The organism is Micromonospora antibiotica (assembly GCF_017599305.1).
GTDB lineage: Bacteria > Actinomycetota > Actinomycetes > Mycobacteriales > Micromonosporaceae > Micromonospora > Micromonospora antibiotica.
This window is the reverse complement of the sequence record NZ_JAGFWR010000002.1, coordinates 485,754-505,550: the sequence shown is the minus strand read 5'-3', so window position 1 is coordinate 505,550 and position 19,797 is coordinate 485,754. Positions and strand designations below refer to the sequence as shown.

The following is a 19,797-nucleotide window of genomic DNA, read 5'->3' as shown; positions in this document are numbered from 1 at the left end:
CATAGGGAAGAGGTGCGTCGATGGGACGTCTCCGGTACGCCGCTCTGGCGGCGGTGCTCTGCATGCTCGGTGGCCTGCTGGTCGCCGCACCCGCGCGGGCCAACGCCGCCGGGCCGGTCCCGCACTACCTGATGACCGCGTTCACCAACAGCAGCGAATCCAACATGTACGTCTACGACTCGGCCGACGCCACCCGGTTCACCCTCCAGCGGGCCAACGCCTACACCCCGCCGTCCGGGCTGGTCCGCGACCCCAGCGTCATCCGGCACACCGACGGCTACTACTACCTCGTCTACACCACCGGCTGGACGGGCAACACCATCGGCATCGCCCGCAGTAGCGACTACCTGACCTGGACGTTCCAGCGCAACGTCACCATCTCCGTCGCGCCGGCCAACGGCAGCACCTGGGCCCCGGAGTGGTTCGTCGACAGCGACGGCAGCGTGCACATCGTCGTGTCCGTGTCGCAGACCGGCACGGCCGGGCAGTTCCAGCCGTACCGGATCACCGCGACGAACGCGGCGCTGTCGGCGTGGAGCGCCCCGGCGGCACTCGCCGGCATCGGCACCAACCACATCGACAGCTTCATCGTCAAGGTCGGCAACATCTACCACAACTTCATGAAGAACGAGACCACCAAGTACATCGAGCACGCGACCGCCCCCGCGCTGACCGGCCCGTGGAGCTGGGTCGGCACCGGCAACTGGGCCGGTTGGGGCTCCGGCCTGGAAGGCCCCGCCCTGGTCCGGCTGCCCGACAACCGGTGGCGCATCTACTTCGACCAGTACGGCGCCGGCCGCTACTACTCCGCCGACAGCAGCGACCTGTACGGCTTCACCGGCAAGACCGAACTGGCCGGGCTGTCCGGCACGGTGCGCCACTTCACCGTGCTGCGGGAGAGCGTCGGGGACAACTCCGCCCCGCCCACCAGCAACCGCTCGCTGCGCTCGGCGAACTTCCCCGACCGCTACGTCCGCCACCGCGACAACGTCGCCCGCATCGACGTGCTGGGCAGCGGCAGCCCGCTCGCCGACCGGCAGGACGCCACCTTCCAGATCGTCCCCGGGCTGGCCAACGCGTCCTGCTACTCGTTCCGCGCGGTCAACGGCTCCTACCTGCGGCACTGGGACTTCACGATGCGGCTCGCCGGTAACGACGGCAGCGCCGTCTTCGCCGGGGACGCCACCTTCTGCAGCCGCACCGGGCTGGCCGGGGGCGGCAGCTACTCGTTCGAGTCGTGGAACCACCCCGGCCGCTACCTGCGCCACTACGACTACGTGCTGCGGGTCGACCCGTACGCCGCCGGCAGCACCTTCGCCGGGGACGCCTCGTACACCCTCACCACGCCGCTGGCCTGAGCCCTGGCGCCGGGCCGGCCGGTGGGCGCAGCCACGTCCACCGGCCGGCCCCGGCCGTCAGCGGGTGGCCGGTAGGCCGAACGCCGGGAACAGGGTGTCGTCGAGGAACGAGACGAGCTGGGCGATCCGGCCGTCGCGCACCGTCAGCACCGTGATCGACCACGGCAGGTAGGGGCCGGTGTCGCCCGGGCGCAGATAGTTGGCCACCGCCGGTTGCCCGTTGGCCGCCACCGACACGTGTCGCCAGCTGCCACAACTGCCCAACGGCATGGTCCGGGCGAAGTCCAGCACCGCGTCGCGGCCAGCGTACCAGTGCGGCAGCGGTGGCATCGACCAGGTGACGTCCTCGGTGAGCAGGGCGACCAGGGCGTCGGCGTCGCCGTTCTCCAGGGCGGTGGCGTAGCCGGCGGCGACCTCCCGCAGCCGGGCGTCGCCGAGCGTGCGGAGGGTCCGCTGCTGGCTGCGGGCCGGCACCCGCTCGGCGACGACCCGGCGGGCCCGCGCCAACGCCGAGTTGACCGAACCGGCGGAGGTGCCCATCATGGCGGCGATCTCGGCGGCGGTGAAGCCGAGCACGTCGAACAGCAGCAACGCGGCGCGCTGGTTGCCGGGCAGGTGTTGCAGCGCGGCGACGAACGCCAACTCGACGGCCTCCCGCTGCTCGTAGCGGGCGTCGGGGGCGGCCGGGCCGGCGACCAGGGCGGCGTCGGGATACGGGCCGAGCCACCGGACGTGGTCGGCGGCGACGCTGCCCGGCACGGCGTGTTCGCTGGCCGGCCCCAGGTCGACCGGCAACGCCCGTCGGCCCCGCCCGGTGGACAGGTCCAGGCAGGTGCGGGTGGCCACGGTGTAGAGCCAGGTCCGCAGCGAACTGCGCCCCTCGAACCGGGGCAGCGCCCGCCAGGCCCGCAGCAGCGCCTCCTGCAACGCGTCGTCGGCGTCGTGCGGGGAACCGAGCATCCGGTAACAGTGCGCGTGCAGTTCCGGCCGCAGCGGCGCGACGAGCGTGGTGAACGCGGCGTCGTCCCCGCCCCGGGCCCGGGTCAGCGTCGCCTCATGGTCGTCGGCCGTGATGTCGGCGAGAATCATGCTCACGACCGACGATTCTGCCCCACGCCGGGAGTCTGCACCGTGTAAGAGCCGCACGTCACGACCCGGAGGACCCGATCATGAGCAGTCCCACCACCATCCCGGTGACCACCGCCACCCTGGCCGTCCCCGACGGGACCCTGCACTTCGAGGTACGCGGCCAGGGCCCCCTGGTGGCGCTGGTCGCCGCCCCGATGGACGCCCGGGCGTTCGCCCCGCTGGCCGACCTGCTGGCCGCCGACCACACCGTGCTCACCACCGACCCGCGCGGCATCCGCCGCAGTCGGCTGCACGACCCGGAGCAGGACTCCACGCCCGAACTACGCGCCGACGACCTGGCCCGGCTGCTGGCCCACCTCGACGCCGGTCCGGCGACGGTGCTCGGCTCCAGCGGCGGCGCGGTCACCGTGCTGGCGCTCGCCCACGCCCACCCGCAGGCGGCGCACACCGTGATCGCCCACGAACCGCCGCTGCTGCTCCTACTCGACGACCGGGAGGAACTCCTCGCCCGGGAGGACGACATGGTCGCCACCTACCGGCGCGGGGACCGGCTGGGCGCCTGGCGGAAGTTCCTCGCCAACGCCAACATCACCATGCCGGAGGAGATGATCCAGGGCATGTTCGGCCGCGACCCCGACCCGCAGGACGCCGCCGACGAGCGCTACCAGTACCTGCACACGCTGCAAGGCACGACCCGCTACCAGCCGGACGTCGCCGCGCTGCGCGACGGACCCACCCGGGTGCTGGTCGGCCTCGGCGAGGAGTCGGCCGGGGAGCTGTGCGACCGTAGTTCCCGGGCGTTGGCCGCCGCCCTGGGGGTGCCACCCACGATGTTCCCCGGTGGGCACATCGGCTTCACCGACGACCCCGCGGGCTTCGCCGCCCGGCTGCGCGAGGTGATCGCCTCGTGACGGTGGGGCGTCCGTGGGTCGACGGACGGCCGGGGTGACCCGCGTGCCGTAGGACCGGCCGGGGCGGCGGCGACCGATGCACGACAGTCGCGCGGGCGGTGGGCGTCGCGGTCCTAGAGTGCCGCGCATGAAGCTGATCGTGCGACTCGCCGGCGGGTTCGCCGTCCTCCTGGCGGCGTTGGCGGCGGGGCCGGGGGCGGCCTGCGCCGCGCCGGCCGGCGAGGGTCTCGGGCTGGACCTGCGGACCACCGCCCCGCGGTACGCCCCGGGCGAGGCGATCCGGTTGACGCTCACGGTCACCAACGCCACCGGCGCGGCCTGCGGCCTGGCCACCGTGGCCGACGGCACCGTGCAGGTGACCTCGGTCCGCCGCGACGGTCAGGAACTGGTGCCGGCGCTGGGCCGCAGCTTCTACGGCGACGGCATCGGTGCCGCCGCCACCGCCGGCGCGACGACCGTGGAACCCGGTGCGGGCGTGACCGTGCCGCTGGCCGGCACCCGGATGCACGACGGCACCGACGCCGGTGCCGTCGTGCTGCGGTCGGTGGCGGCGACCCCGGACGGCGGCGGGTTGGACGCCCTCTGGCCGGTCGGGGCACCCGGGGTCTACGAGGTGACGGCGAACTGGACGGCGCTGCCGGTGACCGGTCTCGACACCCCGTGCACGGGCGCGACGGTGCTGCGGACCACCAGCTTCACCGTCGGCGACGACCCGGCCGGCCGGTGGTGGTGGCCCTGGCTGCTCGGCGGGGCGGTGCTGCTGCTGGTCGTCGTGGGCGGGCTGGCCGTCCTGCTCCTGCGGCGTGGTCGCCGTCGCCCGGCGCTCGTCGTGGCGCTGCTGCTCGTCGGCGTCGGGACCGTCGTCGGGGGCACCGGTGGGCCGGCCCGGGCCGACTACCAGGTCGACCCGAGCGCCGGGGTGCCGGTCAGCGGCGTCGACTTCCAGGCGGCGGTCGACGGCTGCCTCCAGGGGTTCGCGGCGGCCGGCGGTGACCCGGCGGGCATCCTGCCCCGGCTCAAGGACACCAAGACCCCCCGGGTGCGGATCATCCCCACCCCCGGCGGATCGGGGTCCTTCGAGACTCCCACCAGCAAGGACGGCAAGGGCTCATCCACGGTGACCTGGAACCCGACCTCGGTCGACCCGTACGGCGACGGGATCGCCCGGGACCCGTGCGCGGCGCTCTACCACGAGCTGAACCACTCCGACGACATCTCCCGCGACGCGGTGCCACAGGGCGACTGCGGTGGCACCGGCATCAAGACCGCCGAGGTCAAGGCGACCCTGGCGGAGAACAGGTACCGGGCGGCCAAGGGTCTGCCGGCGCGCACCGAGTACGACGGCAAGACCCTGCCGAAGAGCCTCGACGAGTGCAGGAAGCCCGCGAAGAAGACCCCACCGCCGAAGGGCCCGGTCAAGCTCTGCGAGGACGAGGGCGACTGCGGCGGCACCAACGGCGACCCGCACCTGGTCACCTTCGACCGGCACTACTACGACTTCCAGGCCGTCGGCGAATTCGTGCTGGTCGGCTCCACCTCGGGTGACCCGCTGGCGGTGCAGGTCCGGCAGACGCCGATGGGCGACTCGCGGACGGTGTCGGTCAACACCGCCGTCGCCGTCCGGATCGGCGCCCACCGGGTCGCCCTCACCCTGGTCGACGGCGACACCGAGGTACGCGTCGACGGTGCCGTCCGCGTCCCGCCGCCAGGGGAGACGGCCCTGCCCGGCGGTGGCACGCTCACCCGCCGGGACTCCGACACCGGTGCCGCCGACGGCTACGACCTGGGTTGGCCCGACGGCTCCGCCGCCGCCGTCGACCAGATCGGCCCCTACGGCTACCGGGTGCTGACGAAGCTGGCGGCGAGCCGGGCCGGGAAGGTACGGGGGCTGCTCGGCGACTTCGACGGCGACCCGACCGACGACGTCGCCGCGCCGTCCGGTGCCGCCCTGCCCCAACCCGTGCCGTTCGCGAAGCTCTACCCGTCGTACGCGGACAGTTGGCGGGTCACCCGGGACAGTTCCCTGTTCAGCTACCCCGACGGCCAGGACACCGGGTCGTTCACCGATCGGGGCTTCCCGGAGCGGGCGGTGACCCTCGACGACCTCGACCCGGCCCGGCGGGCCGCCGCCGAGCAGGTGTGCCGGTGGGCCGGGATCACCGACCCCTGGCAACTCGCCGAGTGCGTCTTCGACGTGGCCGTGACCGGCCGTCCCGAGTTCGCGGTCAGCGGCGTCGGCACCCAGCGGATCGCCCCGCCGGCCGACGCGCCGATCGCCGCGACACCGATCGCCACCGGCGCGCTGACCCCGGGCGGCGACCCGCTGACCTTCCGCGGCCGGGCCGGCGACGCCGTGTTCGTCGACGTCAGCGCGCCCGGCCTGGCGGACCGCTGCTCCCCGTACCGGCTGCTCGACCCGACCGGGACGGAGCTGGCCAGCGGCTGCAACATCGACGGACGCGGCCTCGTCGACCGCACCGAACTCACCCGCGACGGCAACTACACGGTGGTGGTCGACGCCGCCGCCGGGGGCACCGGTCGGGCGGCCGTGCGGGTCTACGCGGCCCGGGACGTCACCGGCACCCTGCGACCGGACGGGCCGGCGGTCCCGGTGACGATCGCCGGGCCGGGCGGCCGGGCCCGGTACCGGTTCACCGGCGTCGCCGGCCAGCGGGTCTTCGTCGAAGTGCCGGAGAGCACCCTGCCGGACCAGTGTTCCCCGTTGGAGCTGCACGATCCCGACGGACAGCGGCTCAGCAGCGGCTGTGTCGTCAACGGCACCGGCGACATCGACGGCACGGTGCTGCCCGCCGACGGCACGTACACCGTGCTGGTGGACCCGGTGGACCGCACCGTCGGCGCGGTGGCGCTGCGGCTGTTCGTCGCCGGGGACCGGTTCGACCCGATCGCGCTCGACGGACCGCCGGTCGTCGCCACCGTCGACCGGCCCGGCGCGGTGCTCGGCTACCGGTTCACCGGCACGGCCGGCACGTCGGTGACCGTGACGGCCACCGACGCCACCCTGCCGGACCAGTGCTCGCCGCTGGAACTGCGCGACCCCGACGGGGTGCCGGTGGGCACCGGCTGCGTGGTCAACGGTGCCGGTGGCATCGACGCGACCGTCCTGCCGGCCACCGGTGTCTACACCGTCGTGGTGGACCCGTCCGGGGCGGCCACCGGCACCGTCACCCTCACCCTGCGGCAGTGACCCGGTGCGGGGCGGGCTGCGCAGTGGTGCGGGGTCAGGTGGTGACCCGTGGGCCGGACCGCTCCGGCCCTGGTGGTGACTCGGGCCCGACGGCTCCGGCCAGGTGGTGACCCTCCGGGCTGGACGGCTCCGGTCGGGGGGCTTGAAATCCTATCGCTTTGATAGGAAAATCGGATCCATGCTTCCCGTCCGGCTGTTCCGGCCGTTCACCTCCCGTCGGGTCGTCGACCTGATGCGGGTCGCCGCGCAACGCTGTCCCGGAATGCCCGACGCGGCCTGACCGGCGTGCCGCCGCCCCGTCCGTCGCCGCCGGGGGGAGAACCGGCTGCCGGTCGCCGTCGAGCAGCTCCCAGTCGAGCAGCCGTCAGTCGAGCAGCTCCCGAGCAACTCCCGGACGAGCGGTGCGCGACCCGGCCGACGTGCGACGGCGGGTCGAGGAGACGCCCGAGGGCACCGGCCGTCCGCCGGGCCGCCGTGACCCCGCCGATGCCCGCGTAGGAGGCACCCAGATGACCGAGCCCGACCATCGTCCCCCGCCGGTCGACGCCGACGCCGACGCCCTGCGTGCGCTGCTGCGCCATCAGGCCAGCACCGTCGTGGTGGTCACCGCGCCCGGCACCCCGGCGGGTCGGCTTCACCGCCACCTCGTTCACCTCGGTGTCGCTGGCCCCGCCGATCGTCTCGTTCTGCCTGGACCTCGGCGCGTCGAGCTGGCCCACGGTGGCCCGGACCCGGCACGTGGCGGTGCACCTGCTCGGCCACCACCAGCAGGAACTGGCCCGCACCTTCGCCACCAGCGGCATCGACCGGTTCGCCGCGCCGACCCGGTGGCAGGCTGGGCCGGAGGGTGCGCCGATCCTCGACGACACCCTGGCCTGGCTGTTGTGCCGGGTGGTCGAGCGGGTGACCGTCGGCGACCACGCGATCGTGCTCGCCGAGCCGGAGCTGATCCAGCACGCCGACGTGGGTACGCCACTGCTCTACCACCGGGGCCGCTACGCCGGCCTGGCCGGTGCGCCGGACGGCGTGCCCCGCCGCCCCGCCGCCTGACGGCCGCCACCCGGAGCGGCCTGCCGGGGGTCGCCGCCGGTCGGCGGGAGTGCCGGGTCGGGTGTCGGGTCAGGTCATCGTGCTGAGCAGCCCGACCTCCGGGCTCAGCGCGCCGTCCTGGCCCAGCGACCGGAAGTCGGCCTCGACGGCGGCCCGCTCCAGCCGGCCCGCCCGCACCGCGTGGTAGCGCACGACCGACCAGAGGAAGACGTCGAGGGTGTCGAAGCGGGTGCCGCCCTCGACGACCTCCTCTTCGTGGAACCAGAGGCCGACCTGCCCGGTGGCGAGGACCACGTGCAGGTTGCCGCCACCGTCGGCGCCGATCGAGTAGACGTCGTCGTCGGTGAGCGTCGGCCGGTAGTCGGCGTCGAGGAGTTGGCAGTCGTTGGCGGCGAAGTCGAAGCCGTAGGACCAGTCGTAGATGTCGAGGAACTGGGGCAGCCGCCCGGACCGCACGCGGCGGTCGAACGCCGCCAACGCCGTGGCGGCCGGGGGCGGGAGGCGGTCGAGCAGCGACGTCACCGGGCGGGTCCCGGCGGGAACGGTGACGGGCGGGCGGTCGGCGAACCATCGGGCGAGATCGGCGTCGAGGTCCCGCTCGACGTAGCCGGTCAGATCGTCAGGGGTGAGGGTCACCGGCGGATGCTAACCGCCGCCCCCGACAGGCCCGCCGCGCCGGTCGACGGCGGGTCCGCCGCGCCGGTCGGCGGTCAGCGGGGACCCGACGGCAGGCGTCGGTTTCGTCCACCGCTGCGGCTTTCACCGAGGTCGGGCTATATTGACACAAGTCACTTACTGCTCTGGAGGTGCCCGACGTGAGAGTCCGTTCGATGGTGGCGGCAGCGGTCGCGGCGGGGCTGGCGGCCACCGGCGTCGGCACCGCCACGCTCGCCGGGGCCGCGCCGGCCGACCCGGCCCCGGCCGCCGCGACCCTGGCCGTCGGCGACTTCGACTTCACCCGCCCCCAGGTGGTCGCCACCGGCCTGACGGTGCCCTGGGGGATGGACTTCCTGCCCGACGGCAGCGCCCTGACCGCGCTGCGCAACTCCGGCCAGGTGGTACGGGTCCGACCCGGTCAGGCCCCGGAACAGGTGGCCCAGATCTCCGGCGTGAACGCCAGCGGCGAGGGCGGCCTGCTCGGCCTCGCGGTCTCCCCGGGGTACGCCCAGGACGGCTACGTCTACGTCTACCTCACCACCACCACCGACAACCGGATCGTCCGGTTCCGGCTCAGCGCCCCGCAGAACCAGGAGCCGGTCCTCACCGGACTGGCCCGCTCCACCATCCACAACGGCGGGCGGATCGCCTTCGGCCCGGACGGGATGCTCTACGCCGGGGTCGGTGACGCGGGGCAGACGGCCAACGCGCAGAACCCGCAGAGCCGCAACGGCAAGATCCTCCGGATGCGTCCGGACGGGTCCGCGCCGTCGGACAACCCGACGGCCGGCTCCCTGGTCTACAGCCTCGGGCACCGCAACGTGCAGGGCCTGACCTGGGACGCGCAGGGGCGGCTCTACGCCGCCGAGTTCGGGCAGAACACCTGGGACGAGGTCAACCTCATCGTGGCCGGCGGCAACTACGGCTGGCCCACGGTCGAGGGGCGGGCCAACGACCCACGGTTCCGGGACCCGCTGCTGGTCTGGACGACCGCCGAGGCGTCCCCGAGTGGCGCGGCGGTCGCCGGCAACCGGCTCTTCGTCGCCGCCCTGCGCGGCACCCGGCTGTGGACCGTGCCGCTCACCGGCACCGGCGGGGTCGGCACCCCGGCCGCCGAGCTGACCGGCGCGTACGGTCGCCTGCGTACCGTGGAGTACGGGCCGGACGGCTGGCTCTGGGTCACCACCAGCAACCGGGACGGGCGTGGCACCCCGGCGTCGACCGACGACCGCATCCTGCGCTTCCCGCCGAAGGACACCACCCCGCCCCCCACCAGCCAGCCACCCACCACCCCACCCCCGACGACGCCTCCGCCGACCACACCCCCGCCCACCACGCCGCCGCCGACCACGCCCCCGCCCACCACGCCGCCGGGCACCCCGCCGCCCGTCTCCTGCCGGGTCGTCTGGCAGCCCAACCAGTGGAACGGCGGGTTCACCGCCGAGGTGTCGATCACCAACCTGGGATTCCCGGTCACCAGTTGGACGTTGACCTGGTCCTTCGCGGCCGACCAGCGGATCACCAACGCCTGGAACGCGCAGGTCACCCAGTCCGGGTCCGCGGTCACCGCGCGTAACGCCGCCTGGAACGGCACCGTGCCGCAGAGCGGCACGGTCAGCTTCGGCGTCCAGGGCACCTCCGGCGCGAGCAACCCACGCCCGGCCGCGTTCCAGTTCAACGGGGGAGTCTGCCTGGTCCAGTGAGCCACGACGGGGCCGGTCCGGGGCACCCCCGGGCCGGCCGCCGTCCGCCGTGCCAGCCGGCCCGTCCGGGTGACACGGTCGCGTCGTCGCCGACACCCCGGCGTCGGTCGAACCGGGGCAATGTGCCGGATTCGCCGACGCCGGCCGTCGTTCCGGTGGAGCCTGCGAGGGACGCTATCGCGCACGGTGCGGCGGAACGGGGTGGTCTTGAACCGAAGGTTCGTCGGGCTGCTGCTGGTGACCAGCCTGGTGCCGATGATCGAGGCCACCGTGCTGGTCGCCCTCGGATTCCGGGCCGCCCAGGGCATCCCCCCGCAGCTCACCGCCCTGTGGCCGTACGACACCTACCACGACCTGCGGTGGCTCTACGTCTACCACCGGTCGTGGTGGGAGTTCGCGCTCTGGCTGACCTACGTGCTGGTCGCCCGGGGCCTGTTCACCACCGGCCTGGTGCTGCTGGCCTGGCCGGCCGGGGTGCCCCGGCCGGCACTGGGCTGGCTGCTGCGCCGCAACGTCGTGCTCGGCGTGCTGGTCGGCGGGTTCGTCGCGCCCTGGGCGGCGATCTCGGTGGCGGCGTCGGTGGTCGCCCTGTCCTGGGTGCTGCTGGCGTCGCTGCTGCCGATGTTCCTGCTCGCGCCGTTCCTGCAACGGGTGGCCGTGGTGGAGCACTGGTGGCGTGGACTGCCGTCGATCTCGCTGGTCGGCTGGTCACTGCTGAACTTCGTGGTACTCACCGTGGCCGGCGCGCTGTGCTGGGTGGTGCCCGGCTGGTGGACGGTGCCCGTGGCCGGGGTGGCGGGGGCGCTCAACGGGGTGCTGTGGAACCGGACCGTACGGGCGGCGCTGCTGCCCTCACGGGTGCGTTGGGCCCGGGTGCCGGTGACCCCGCTGGCGGCGCTACTGGCCGTCGCCGTGCCGCTGGTCATCCCGCCGGTGACCGAGCTGGTCCCGGGAAACGAGCAGTGGATCAGGACGGCGGTGCTGGAACGACCGCTGCCCGCCGCAGTCACCCACGCGGTGATCGTGCTCACCGGCTACGGCTCGGACTACGGCGGTGAGCAGCCGTCCGACCCCCGGGTGCAGCGCTTCTCCTACCGGGGGCTCGACCCCGACGGGAAGCCGCTCGCGTACCGGTCGGCGGACACCACCCGGTCGATGGCGGACAGCGTGGCGCTGCTCACCCGGCAGGTGGAGCTGCTGCACCGGCGCACCGGACGGCGGGTGGCGCTGATCGGGGAGAGCGAGGGGGCGATGGTGGCCCGCACCTATCTCGCCCGGCGACACGACACGACGGTCGACATCCTCGTCATGTTCAGCCCGTTGATCTACGCCGGCCGGGCCTACTACCCGCCCCCGCACCACGACGAGGGCTGGGGGGTGGTCACCGGCTGGCAACTGCGGGCCATCTTCGGGCTCGCCGACGTCGGCGGCGGCCCCGACGAGCCGTTCATCCGGTCGTTGCTCGACGACGCGCCGTTCTACCGCAACCAGTTGATGTGTCCCGTGCCAGGGGTCCGGATGGTCGCCTTCCTGCCCACCGCGACGGCCACCGAGGCGCCACCGGGGGAGTACAGCCGGATTCCGGTCTACCAGATCCCCGGCGTGCACGGTGGCCTGCTGGACCGCAGGCTGCTCCAGGACCGGTTGATCGACTTCCTGACCGGCAAGCCGATCGCCCACACCCGGGCCGAGTACCCGCTGATGCAGAGCTTCGCCGCCGCCTGGCAGGCGCCGCCGCTGCCGATCGCGGCGAACCCGGCCTGGGCGGGCAACCGGCAACCCGACCCGGCGTTCACCGGGAAGGTGTGCCTGCCGGCCCGCTGAGCGCCAGGCCGCCACCGTCACCCCGCGAGCAGTTGGACGACCACCAGCACGGCGACCAGGTCCGGGCCGCGCAGCACCTGCCGGACCAGGTCCACGGGCACCATCGCGAACGGCGTGTTGACCACCGCACCGCCGTACCGCATGGGTGGGCGGGTGCCGGCCCAGAAGGCCGCCGCCACGACCCCGAGCAGCAGCACCGCGTCGAGCGGGACGGGCACCGGCCGCAGGGCGGGCAGGGTGGCCAGATACCAGAGGGTGGCGCCGACGCCCGGCACGACGAGATGCGTCAGCCGCAACAGGGCGTCGTTGCCGCCGAGGGACCGTCGCAGGCCCGGTGCGCGGCTGATCGCGCGGAGCCCGCCGGTGAGCCCGCCCGTCGCCAGGTACGCCAGCACCAGGTGCGCGGGACCCGCGATCGACGGCAGCGCCACCGCGACGGCGTACATGGTCAGCAGCGCCCCGACCCAGCCGACGAGGGCACCCCGGCGGCGCGACAACCGGCGTACCTCCGCCTGGAGCAGCACCCGCAACCGACCACCGGCACGGAAGGGCCGCCCGCGCACCAGGCCGATCCCGCGCCACCGGCGGCTCTCCACCAGCGCGGCGAGCAGCGACGGATCCAGCAGCACGGCGGCGGTGGTGGCGGCGTTGGCGAACTGCGCGCCCGTGGTCAGCGCCGCCCGGTCCACCCCGGGCAGCCGCCGGTGCGCACGGACGGTGGACGCCACCGCGACCGGCAGCAGCACCAGGCCGACGCCGGCGGTGAGCGACACCGGCGGCAGCGGGAGGGACCACCCGGCGGCGTGCCCGAGCACCACCAGCACCGCGATCGTCGCCCCGGCGGCGGACAGACCGACGCCGAGCCGTCCCGCCCAGCGGGGTGTGGGGCGGACGCTCTGGGCGACGACGGCCCACCCGGTCGCGGTGGCCCCGCAGGTGAGGCCGGCCAACGCCGCCCAGCCCAGGTCGACGGGGCGGTCGAGGCCACCGGCGTACGCGGCTGCCACCGCCAGCAGCCCGACACCGATGGTGCCGCCGCCGACCAGGCCACCGAACCGGGGGAGCAGCCACGCCCGGCGGTCCACCGGTGAGCTGACCAGCCAGGTCTGCGCGGCCGGGGTGACCAGCAGCGGCCCGGTCAGCCGCAGGCCCCACCAGGCGAGCCCGGCCCCCGCCGTCACGGCGGCGACGGCGATCCAGTACCTGTCGCCCGGGTCGGTCCGGGTCACCTGCGGGGCCGCCAGGTGGTCGCGGATCGCGGCGACCGCGAACCAGCCGTACAGGGCGACGAACAGGACCACGACGTAGGCGTCGGTGAGCACCTCGCCGAGCGAGCCGGGATGGTGGCGACGGCGGGCCCGTCGCAGCCCGGTCCGCAGCTGCCGGGGCGTGGGCCCGACCACCGGTGGTGGGGAGGTCCTGGTCGACGTCACCTCAGCCGCCGATCTCGATCCGCCGGTCGGCGACCGCGTCGATCAGTTCGGTGTCGTGCGACGCCATCAGCACCGCCGTGCCGGCTGCCTTCTCCCGCAGCAGCCGCTGGGCCAGCCAGGCCCGGCCCCGGACGTCGAGGCGCTGCTCCGGTTCGTCCAGGACGAGCAACCGGCGCGGGCGCACGAAGCAGGAGGCGAGGGCGAGGCGGCGGCGCTGGCCGCTGGACAGGGTCGCCGGAAGCTGGTCGCGGGCCGGTTCGAGACCCAGCTCGGTGAGTACCTCCTCGACCGGGTCGGCGGTGCCGCCGTGGGCGTAGGCGAGCAGTTCGAGGTGTTCGACGACGGACAGGTCGGGAAAGAAGTCGATGTCGTCGAGGGCGGCGGCGACCGCCGCGCGGACCCGGGGGTCGGTCTCGTCGCAGCGTCGGCCGTCGAGCAGGACCTCGCCCTCGTCGGGGCGGTCCGCCCCGACGACGCAGCGCAGCAGGGTGGTCTTGCCGGAGCCGTTGGGCCCGACGACGACGGCGACCTGCCCCGCGTCGAGCTGGAAGCGCACGTCGTCGAGGACGACCAGCGCGCCGAACCGGCGGGTCAGCCCGCGTACGGCAAGTGTGCTCACAACCAGCCACTGTCGCACGCGGGCCGGTGTGGCCGTCGACCCGGTCCCGCCGCAGCGGTCAGCCCTTGACTGCGCCGATCAGCACACCCTTGATGAAGTGCCGCTGGATGAACGGGTAGACCGCGACGATCGGGGCGACGGTGAGCACGACCACCGCCATCTTGATCGCCTCGGTCGGTGGCATGGACACCCCGGTGCTGCCGCCGGAGGTGTGCGGGGCCTGGCCGGCCAGCAGGTAGCTCTGCAACACCCGCTGGATCGGGTACATGTCGTTGCGGTCGATGAACAGCAGCGCGTCGAACCAGACGTTCCAGTAGCTCACCGCGTAGAACAGCCCCACCACGGCGATGACCGCCCGGGACAGCGGCAGCACGATCCGCACCAGGGTACGGAAGTGGCTCGCCCCGTCGACCCGGGCGCTGTCCAGCAGTTCCTGCGGGATGCCCTGGAAGAAGCCGCGCACCACCACCAGGTTGAACACGCTGATCGCCGGCGGCAGGATCAGCGCCCAGATGGTGTCCTTGAGGCCCAGCCCGGTCACCACCAGGTATTTCGGCACCAACGGCGGGTACACCAGGAACGGGACCAGGAAGTAGATCAGCAGCCAGCGGTAGCCCACCGAACGCGGCTGGGACAACCCGTACGCGGCCAGCACGGTCACGGTCAACGCCAGCGCGCTGCCGATGACGGTGACCAGCGTGCTGATCCACAGCGCCCGGGTGACCGCCCCACCGGCGAAGATCGTCTCGTAGGCCGCGGTGTCGATGCCCCGGGGGATGACGACGATGCCGCCGGCCTCGGCGAGGGTCTCCCGGGAGGACAGGCTGGTCACCAGGATCACCCAGAGCGGGAAGAGCACGCTGAGCACGAGCAGACCCAGGAAGGCGGCCTTGAACCCCTGGCCGATCCGGGTCGGTGGCTCCTCCCAGACGGGCCGGCGGTCGCGCCCGGTGCGGGCCCGCAGTGCGACGGTCTCGGTCATTTCGAGTAGATCCCCCGTTCGCCGAGCAGGTGGGCGACCCGGTTGGCGGCCAGGATCAGGCCCAGCCCGATCGCCGCCTTGAACAGGCCGGCCGCCGCGCCGTAGCCGTAGTTCCCGGTGGCGATGGAGAAGTGGTAGACGAAGGTGTCGAGCACCTCGGCGGCCTGCCGGCCCACCGCGTCGCGTTGCAGCAGGAACTGTTCGAAGCCGACCGAGAGCGCGTCGCCCAGCCGCAGGATGAGCAGCAGCACGATCACCGGGCGCAGGCCGGGCAGGGTGATGTGCCACAGCCGCCGCCACCGGCCGGCCCCGTCGGCCGCCGCCGCCTCGTAGAGGCTGGTGTCGATGGTGGACAGTGCGGCGAGGAAGACGATGGTCCCCCAGCCGACGTCCTTCCAGACCGCCTCGGCGGTGACCAGGATGATGAAGGTGTCCGGGTTGGTCATCACGTTCCACGGCTGCATCCCGGCGTCGCGCATGGTCTGCGCCAGCAGGCCGGCGCCGCCGAGCATGGCGACGAAGAAGCTGACCACCAGCACCCAGCTGAAGAAGTGCGGCAGATAGACGACGGTCTGCACGAAGCCGCGCCACCGGCTGGAGAGCAGGTTGTGCAGCATGATCGCCAGGAAGATCGGCACGGGAAAGAAGAAGACCAGCTGGAAGGCGGTGATCGCCAGGGTGTTGCGGAGCGCCTCCCAGAAGGCCGAGTCCTCGAAGAGCAGCTGGAACTGCCCGAAGCCGATCCAGTTGCTGCGCGCGAACGCCTGCAACGGGTTGTCCCCGAGGTAGGGGTTGTAGTCCTGGAAGGCGATGACGTTGCCGAGGATCGGCAGGTAGCTGAAGACGAGCAGGACGAGGAAGCCGGGCGTCACCATGGCCAGCAGTTGCCAGTCCCGGGCCAGCCGGGTACGCAGCGGTACCTGCGGACGACGGGCGGGGCGGCGGCGTCCCGCCCGGGTGGGCCCGTCGGGCCGGGTCCGGTCGGACCCGGCCGCGACGGTGGTGTCGCGAGTGGTCATCGCCCGGCCTTGGGCAGCGACTTGGCGAGCAGTTCCCGCGCTTCCTCGCCCCCGTTGGCCTTCCACTCCTGCACGATGGCGTCGATGTCGGAGAGCGGCCGGCGACCCCGCAGCATGTCGGTGATCTTGTCCTCGGTGGGCACCTGATTGGCCTTGTACGCGGCCGGCATCTCCAGCTTCACCCCGTCCCAGGGGTCCTTCTCCAGGTACTTGACCATGTCGTTGGAGTAGGTCAGGAGGTCCGGCACGTAGTTCGGGGTCTCCGGGTACGGGCCGATGGTCGGGTTGCGACCGCTGATGAAGAAGTACTGGTTGGCGATCTCCTTGAACGCCAGGTCGGTCTTGACCGGCCCGTTCGGCGTGCTGGTGTGGTGCTTGCCCGCCACCCCGTAGTCGCGCAGTTGCGCCTCCTGCGAGCCCAGCGGCGCGGAGCACCAGTTCATGATCCGCAGCAGCTCCTCGACGCGCTCCTTGCCGAGACCCTTTTTGACGAAGGTGAAGGAGATCGGCTCGTCGTCGCCCCAGACCAGCGGGTCGCCGCCGGTGGCCGAGAAGACCGGCACCGGCTGGATGTTCAGCTTGGGGTTGACCTTCTGGTGCTCGGCCTGGGCGCCCTGCCAGAAGCCCACACCGTTGCGGGTGAAGACGATCGCGCCGTTCTTGGCGAACAGCTGGACGTTGTCCGCGCCCTTGCTGGCGACGATCTCGGGGTGGACCAGACCGTCCTTGTAGATCTTGGCCATCACCTCCACGGCCTGCCGGTACTCCGGGGTCTCGTACTTGAACTCCGGGGTGCCGTCGGCCTTCAGCCGCCAGCCCTGCTTGGCGGCGGGCACCTTGTGGTACATCTGGATCATCTCGAAGACGTTGTCGAACGCCCACACCTTCTTGGCCGGGTCGGTGACCTGCTTGGCCACGGCGAGCAGGTCGTCGAGCGACGCCGGCACGGCCAGCCCTCGGGCGTCGAGCAGGTCCTTGCGGGTGAACAACGCCCAGGGGAACGGCCCGTCGGTGGGGTTGGGCACGGCGGCCAGTCGCTCGTTCCACAGCGAGTTGCGCCAGGCCCCGGTCGGGAACGAGGCCAACATCGGGTACGCGTTGGCCGCATCACCCTTGAGGTAGTCGGTGAGGTCCTCGAAGAGCACCTTGATCGCCTCGGAGAAGCGCGGGATCTTCTGCACCTCCCAGCCGGGCACACAGAGCAGCTCCGGGACGTCCCGCGCGCCGAGCATCGCGTTGAGCTTGTCGGCGTAGGTGTTGCCGTCCTGGATGGTGAAGTTGACCGGGGTGCCCAGCTTCGCGTTCACCGCCTGTAGGTAGGCACTCTGCGCCGCACCGGGCGGGGCCGGACCCCAGGCGGGGGTCATCGCGGTGATCTCCTTGCCGCTGGTGCCGGGCCGCTCGGTGATCGCGTCGACCAGCGAGGTCGGGTACTTCGTGTAGCCGTCGGGCACCGGGCGGGTGCCGATGATGTCGGGCTTGATGCTCTGGGCCAGGTCTTTGTGCGTCGGCAGCAGATCGGCGTAGGCGTCCAGGTTCTGCGCGGCGCCGGAGCCGGCCGGCTTCTCGGAGCACCCGGCGAGCAGGGGTCCGCCGCCGGCGACGGCGGCCGTGCCGAGGCCGACCAGGCCGAGGAAGTGTCGGCGCGAGGCAGTCGAGCCGGGTTGCTGGGGTGTCATCGGTCCCCCTTCGAGAAGGGCTGGGTAGCGGGTTCGCAGGTCGGGGTGGAGCAGGTGGAGGTGAAGCTAGTTGGTCTGGATGTTAAACAAACTAATGGACGGCGGGAGATTCCGACAAGAGGCATCGACACCCGCCGTGCCGACCGGCGACCGGCCGCCCGGGCCCGGCGACCGTCGCGCCGGACCGCCCCGGGCACGCCGTGCGGACCCCGTACCCGCTGCGTAGGCTGCCCGGATGAGCGCACCGTCCCGGATCCTGGTCTACGGGGTGTACGGCGCGGGCAAGTCCACCCTCGCGGCGGCGCTGGCCGACCGGTTGCGGTTGCCGTGGCACCCGGTCGACGACCTGCTGTGGCAACCCGGCTGGGTCGAGGTGCCGGTCGCCGAGCAGCGCAACCGCATCACGCAGGTCTGCCGGGGCGACCGGTGGATCCTCGACGGGGCCTACCACGGGTGGCGGGACGTGCCGCTGGCCCGCGCCGACCTGGTCGTCGCCCTGGACTACCCCCGCTGGCGTTCGTTCGGCCGGCTGCTGCGTCGTACCCTGCGCCGGCTGGTGACGGGGGAGGAGATCTGCAACGGCAACCGCGAGTCACTGCGCAGCGTGCTGTCCCGGGACTCGATCCTGGTATGGCACGTCAGCGCCTTCGGCCGGGCGCGGCGACGGATGCGCGCCTGGCAGGCCGACCCCTCGGGACCACCGGTGCTGCTGTTCCGCTCCCCGACCGAGCTGGACCGCTGGCTGGCCACACTGCCCCGACGGTGAGCGGCCGGGACAGGTGAGCGGCCGGGACGCCGCCGCGCCCCGGACCGTCCTCACTTGGGCGCGGGCCCGTTGTCCACGAACCGGAACACCGTGTCCAGGGGAGCGTCGCCGAGCTCCTCCAGGATCAGCCCGCGCTGGTTGGAGTACCGGAGGTACGCGGAGCTGTTGCTGAGGGCGTAGGTCCGCTGGCCGCCGCCCGAGCTGTGCACCACGATCGAGAACAGCTGCCTCGGTTCGTCCGGCGAGCAGGCGGCCGCCACGACGGTGAGCGGCTCCGACCCCGCCGACCGGACCTGCCAGCAGTCCCGGTCACCCTCGGCGTTCGGTTCGGCGGTACGGACCAGATAGGTGCCGGACCCCTGGGGCACGAACACGAACAGGCTGCGCCCCTCGTCGCCGTCGACCTCGCCGAGACTGCCGTCGTCGAGCAGGGACACCACGGACTCCATCGCGGCGGACCGCAGGACGACGTAGCGGCGCTGTCCGAGCCGTAGCGGGTCGGTGGACGCCGAACTCTTCGACCCGCTGGGGGTGGCGCTGGGTGTGCCCCTGGGGGTGGCCCGGGGCGACCCGGACGTCGGATCCCCGGTGGTCGAGGTGTCCGGGGTCGGCCCGGTGGACGGGGTGGCCCCCGGCGTCGGGCCCGACGTCGTACCGCTCGGGCCAGCGGGCAGAGTGGTGCGCCCAGTGCCGGCGAGGTGGACCACGGTGGCACCGGCACCCACCGCCCCCAGCAGGGCGATGCCCAGCGCGGCGGTCGCGATGTGCCGACGCCGACGCCGGCTGTCACCGCGCCGACGGACCTCGGCGACGGTGGCGAGCCGACCGGTCTGTCCGGCCTGTCGGGCCAACCCGCGCAGGGCCTCGTCGAGCATGTCGTCAGGCCCCATGGCTCCTCCCGGCCGTCGTCTGATGTCCGTCATCGCTCAGGTACCTGGCCAGGGCCTGACGGCCCCGGGCCAACCGGGTCTTGACGGTGTTCGGATTCGCCCGGGTCTCCGCGGCGATCTCGGCCACGCTGAGGCCGACCAGATGATGCAGCACGATGGCCCGGCGCTGCTCGGAGGGGATGTGCCGTAACGCGTCGACCAACACCACGTGGTCGACGGAGACCGGTTCCACCTGCTGCCCGGTCGCCTCCCGCCGGTGCGCCGTGACCCGGTTCACCGCCTTGCGCCACGCGCTCACCGCCACCCGGTAGGCGACCTTGCGTACCCACGCCTCCGGGCTGTCGCACTCCCGCACCGTCGCCCACCGGCTCCAGGCCCGGGCGTACGCCTCGGCCACCGCGTCCTCGGCCTCGGTACGGCTGCCGAGCATCGCGTACACCTGCCCCAGCACCCGTTGCGCCGACGAGGCGTAGAAGGCGTCGAACTCCTCGGCGTCACGCATCGATCACGCTCTCCACCCGGCCGGTCGCATCCGATCCCGCCACGCCCAGGACCCACCCTGCCCAGGTCGGATCGGACGGGGCGGCGCACCCGTCCGATCCGACCGGT

Annotated in this window: 15 protein-coding genes and 2 pseudogenes; 8 read left to right on the top strand and 9 right to left on the bottom strand. The window is 73.1% G+C overall.

The genetic code is table 11. The features are described 5' to 3' along the window. The first annotated feature begins 20 nt into the window (after positions 1-20). Positions 21-1,358, top strand: coding sequence for a glycoside hydrolase family 43 protein (locus JQN83_RS33690; protein WP_208566235.1), 1,338 nt, complete (start codon positions 21-23; stop codon positions 1,356-1,358). A gap of 57 nt (positions 1,359-1,415) precedes the next feature. On the opposite strand, the gene JQN83_RS07150 is transcribed toward JQN83_RS33690, so the two are convergent. Further along, entirely contained in the window at positions 1,416-2,447 is a 1,032-nt protein-coding gene (locus tag JQN83_RS07150) for a sigma-70 family RNA polymerase sigma factor (protein ID WP_208566484.1), read from the bottom strand. Positions 2,448-2,527: 80 nt separating this feature from the next. Between JQN83_RS07150 and JQN83_RS07145 the strand changes: the two genes are divergently transcribed. The 3 genes and pseudogenes from JQN83_RS07145 to JQN83_RS07135 all read left to right on the top strand — a co-directional run bounded on the left by JQN83_RS07145 (position 2,528) and on the right by JQN83_RS07135 (position 7,616). Further along, the gene (locus JQN83_RS07145) at positions 2,528-3,358 is read left to right on the top strand and encodes an alpha/beta fold hydrolase (protein WP_208566234.1); all 831 of its coding nucleotides are present in this window, start codon (positions 2,528-2,530) and stop codon (positions 3,356-3,358) included. Positions 3,359-3,485: 127 nt separating this feature from the next. Next, entirely contained in the window at positions 3,486-6,566 is a 3,081-nt protein-coding gene (locus tag JQN83_RS07140) for a VWD domain-containing protein (RefSeq protein WP_208566233.1), read from the top strand. A gap of 509 nt (positions 6,567-7,075) precedes the next feature. After that, a pseudogene (locus JQN83_RS07135) lies at positions 7,076-7,616 on the top strand (flavin reductase family protein). A gap of 69 nt (positions 7,617-7,685) precedes the next feature. On the opposite strand, the gene JQN83_RS07130 reads toward JQN83_RS07135, so the two are convergent. Further along, entirely contained in the window at positions 7,686-8,252 is a 567-nt protein-coding gene (locus JQN83_RS07130; protein ID WP_208566232.1) for a hypothetical protein, read from the bottom strand. A gap of 194 nt (positions 8,253-8,446) precedes the next feature. Here JQN83_RS07130 and JQN83_RS07125 point away from each other — a divergent pair. The 3 genes and pseudogenes from JQN83_RS07125 to JQN83_RS07120 form a co-directional block, all read left to right on the top strand. Continuing rightward, positions 8,447-9,514 (top strand): annotated as a pseudogene (locus tag JQN83_RS07125) (PQQ-dependent sugar dehydrogenase); the annotation flags it as partial. Next, entirely contained in the window at positions 9,506-9,976 is a 471-nt protein-coding gene (locus JQN83_RS32840) for a cellulose binding domain-containing protein (protein WP_307799085.1), read from the top strand. The pseudogene JQN83_RS07125 and the gene JQN83_RS32840, both read left to right, overlap by 9 nt. A 120-nt stretch (positions 9,977-10,096) precedes the next feature. Next, positions 10,097-11,800: a hypothetical protein gene (locus JQN83_RS07120; protein WP_208566231.1), complete on the top strand. Its 1,704-nt coding sequence runs from the start codon at positions 10,097-10,099 to the stop codon at positions 11,798-11,800. A 17-nt stretch (positions 11,801-11,817) separates the two neighbouring features. Here the strand turns inward: JQN83_RS07120 and JQN83_RS07115 are convergent, their stop codons facing one another. From JQN83_RS07115 to JQN83_RS07095, 5 genes are read right to left on the bottom strand one after another with little or no spacing between them, the layout of a single operon-like run. After that, the gene (locus tag JQN83_RS07115) at positions 11,818-13,233 is read right to left on the bottom strand and encodes a DUF6297 family protein (protein ID WP_208566230.1); all 1,416 of its coding nucleotides are present in this window, start codon (positions 13,231-13,233) and stop codon (positions 11,818-11,820) included. Position 13,234: 1 nt separating this feature from the next. After that, positions 13,235-13,852, bottom strand: coding sequence for a heme ABC exporter ATP-binding protein CcmA (ccmA, locus tag JQN83_RS07110; RefSeq protein ID WP_307799071.1), 618 nt, complete (start codon positions 13,850-13,852; stop codon positions 13,235-13,237). Between the two features lie 58 nt (positions 13,853-13,910). After that, the gene (locus JQN83_RS07105; protein ID WP_208566229.1) at positions 13,911-14,834 is read right to left on the bottom strand and encodes a carbohydrate ABC transporter permease; all 924 of its coding nucleotides are present in this window, start codon (positions 14,832-14,834) and stop codon (positions 13,911-13,913) included. Beyond that, positions 14,831-15,853 (bottom strand): ABC transporter permease, encoded by a 1,023-nt coding sequence (locus JQN83_RS07100; protein WP_208566228.1) that lies wholly within the window; start codon positions 15,851-15,853, stop codon positions 14,831-14,833. The genes JQN83_RS07105 and JQN83_RS07100 overlap by 4 nt, the downstream gene beginning before the upstream one ends. Next, the gene (locus tag JQN83_RS07095) at positions 15,850-17,532 is read right to left on the bottom strand and encodes an extracellular solute-binding protein (RefSeq protein WP_208566227.1); all 1,683 of its coding nucleotides are present in this window, start codon (positions 17,530-17,532) and stop codon (positions 15,850-15,852) included. The genes JQN83_RS07100 and JQN83_RS07095 overlap by 4 nt, the downstream gene beginning before the upstream one ends. Positions 17,533-17,767: 235 nt before the next feature. On the opposite strand from JQN83_RS07095, the gene JQN83_RS07090 reads away from it, so the two are divergent. Beyond that, on the top strand, positions 17,768-18,298 hold the full coding sequence (locus JQN83_RS07090) for a P-loop NTPase family protein (RefSeq protein ID WP_208566226.1): 531 nt from the start codon (positions 17,768-17,770) through the stop codon (positions 18,296-18,298). A gap of 50 nt (positions 18,299-18,348) precedes the next feature. Here JQN83_RS07090 and JQN83_RS07085 read toward each other — a convergent pair whose 3' ends face one another. Further along, on the bottom strand, positions 18,349-19,188 hold the full coding sequence (locus JQN83_RS07085) for a hypothetical protein (RefSeq protein WP_208566225.1): 840 nt from the start codon (positions 19,186-19,188) through the stop codon (positions 18,349-18,351). Continuing rightward, positions 19,178-19,690: an RNA polymerase sigma factor gene (locus JQN83_RS07080; protein ID WP_208566224.1), complete on the bottom strand. Its 513-nt coding sequence runs from the start codon at positions 19,688-19,690 to the stop codon at positions 19,178-19,180. Before JQN83_RS07080 ends, JQN83_RS07085 begins: the two co-directional genes overlap by 11 nt. Between the last annotated feature and the right edge of the window lie 107 nt (positions 19,691-19,797).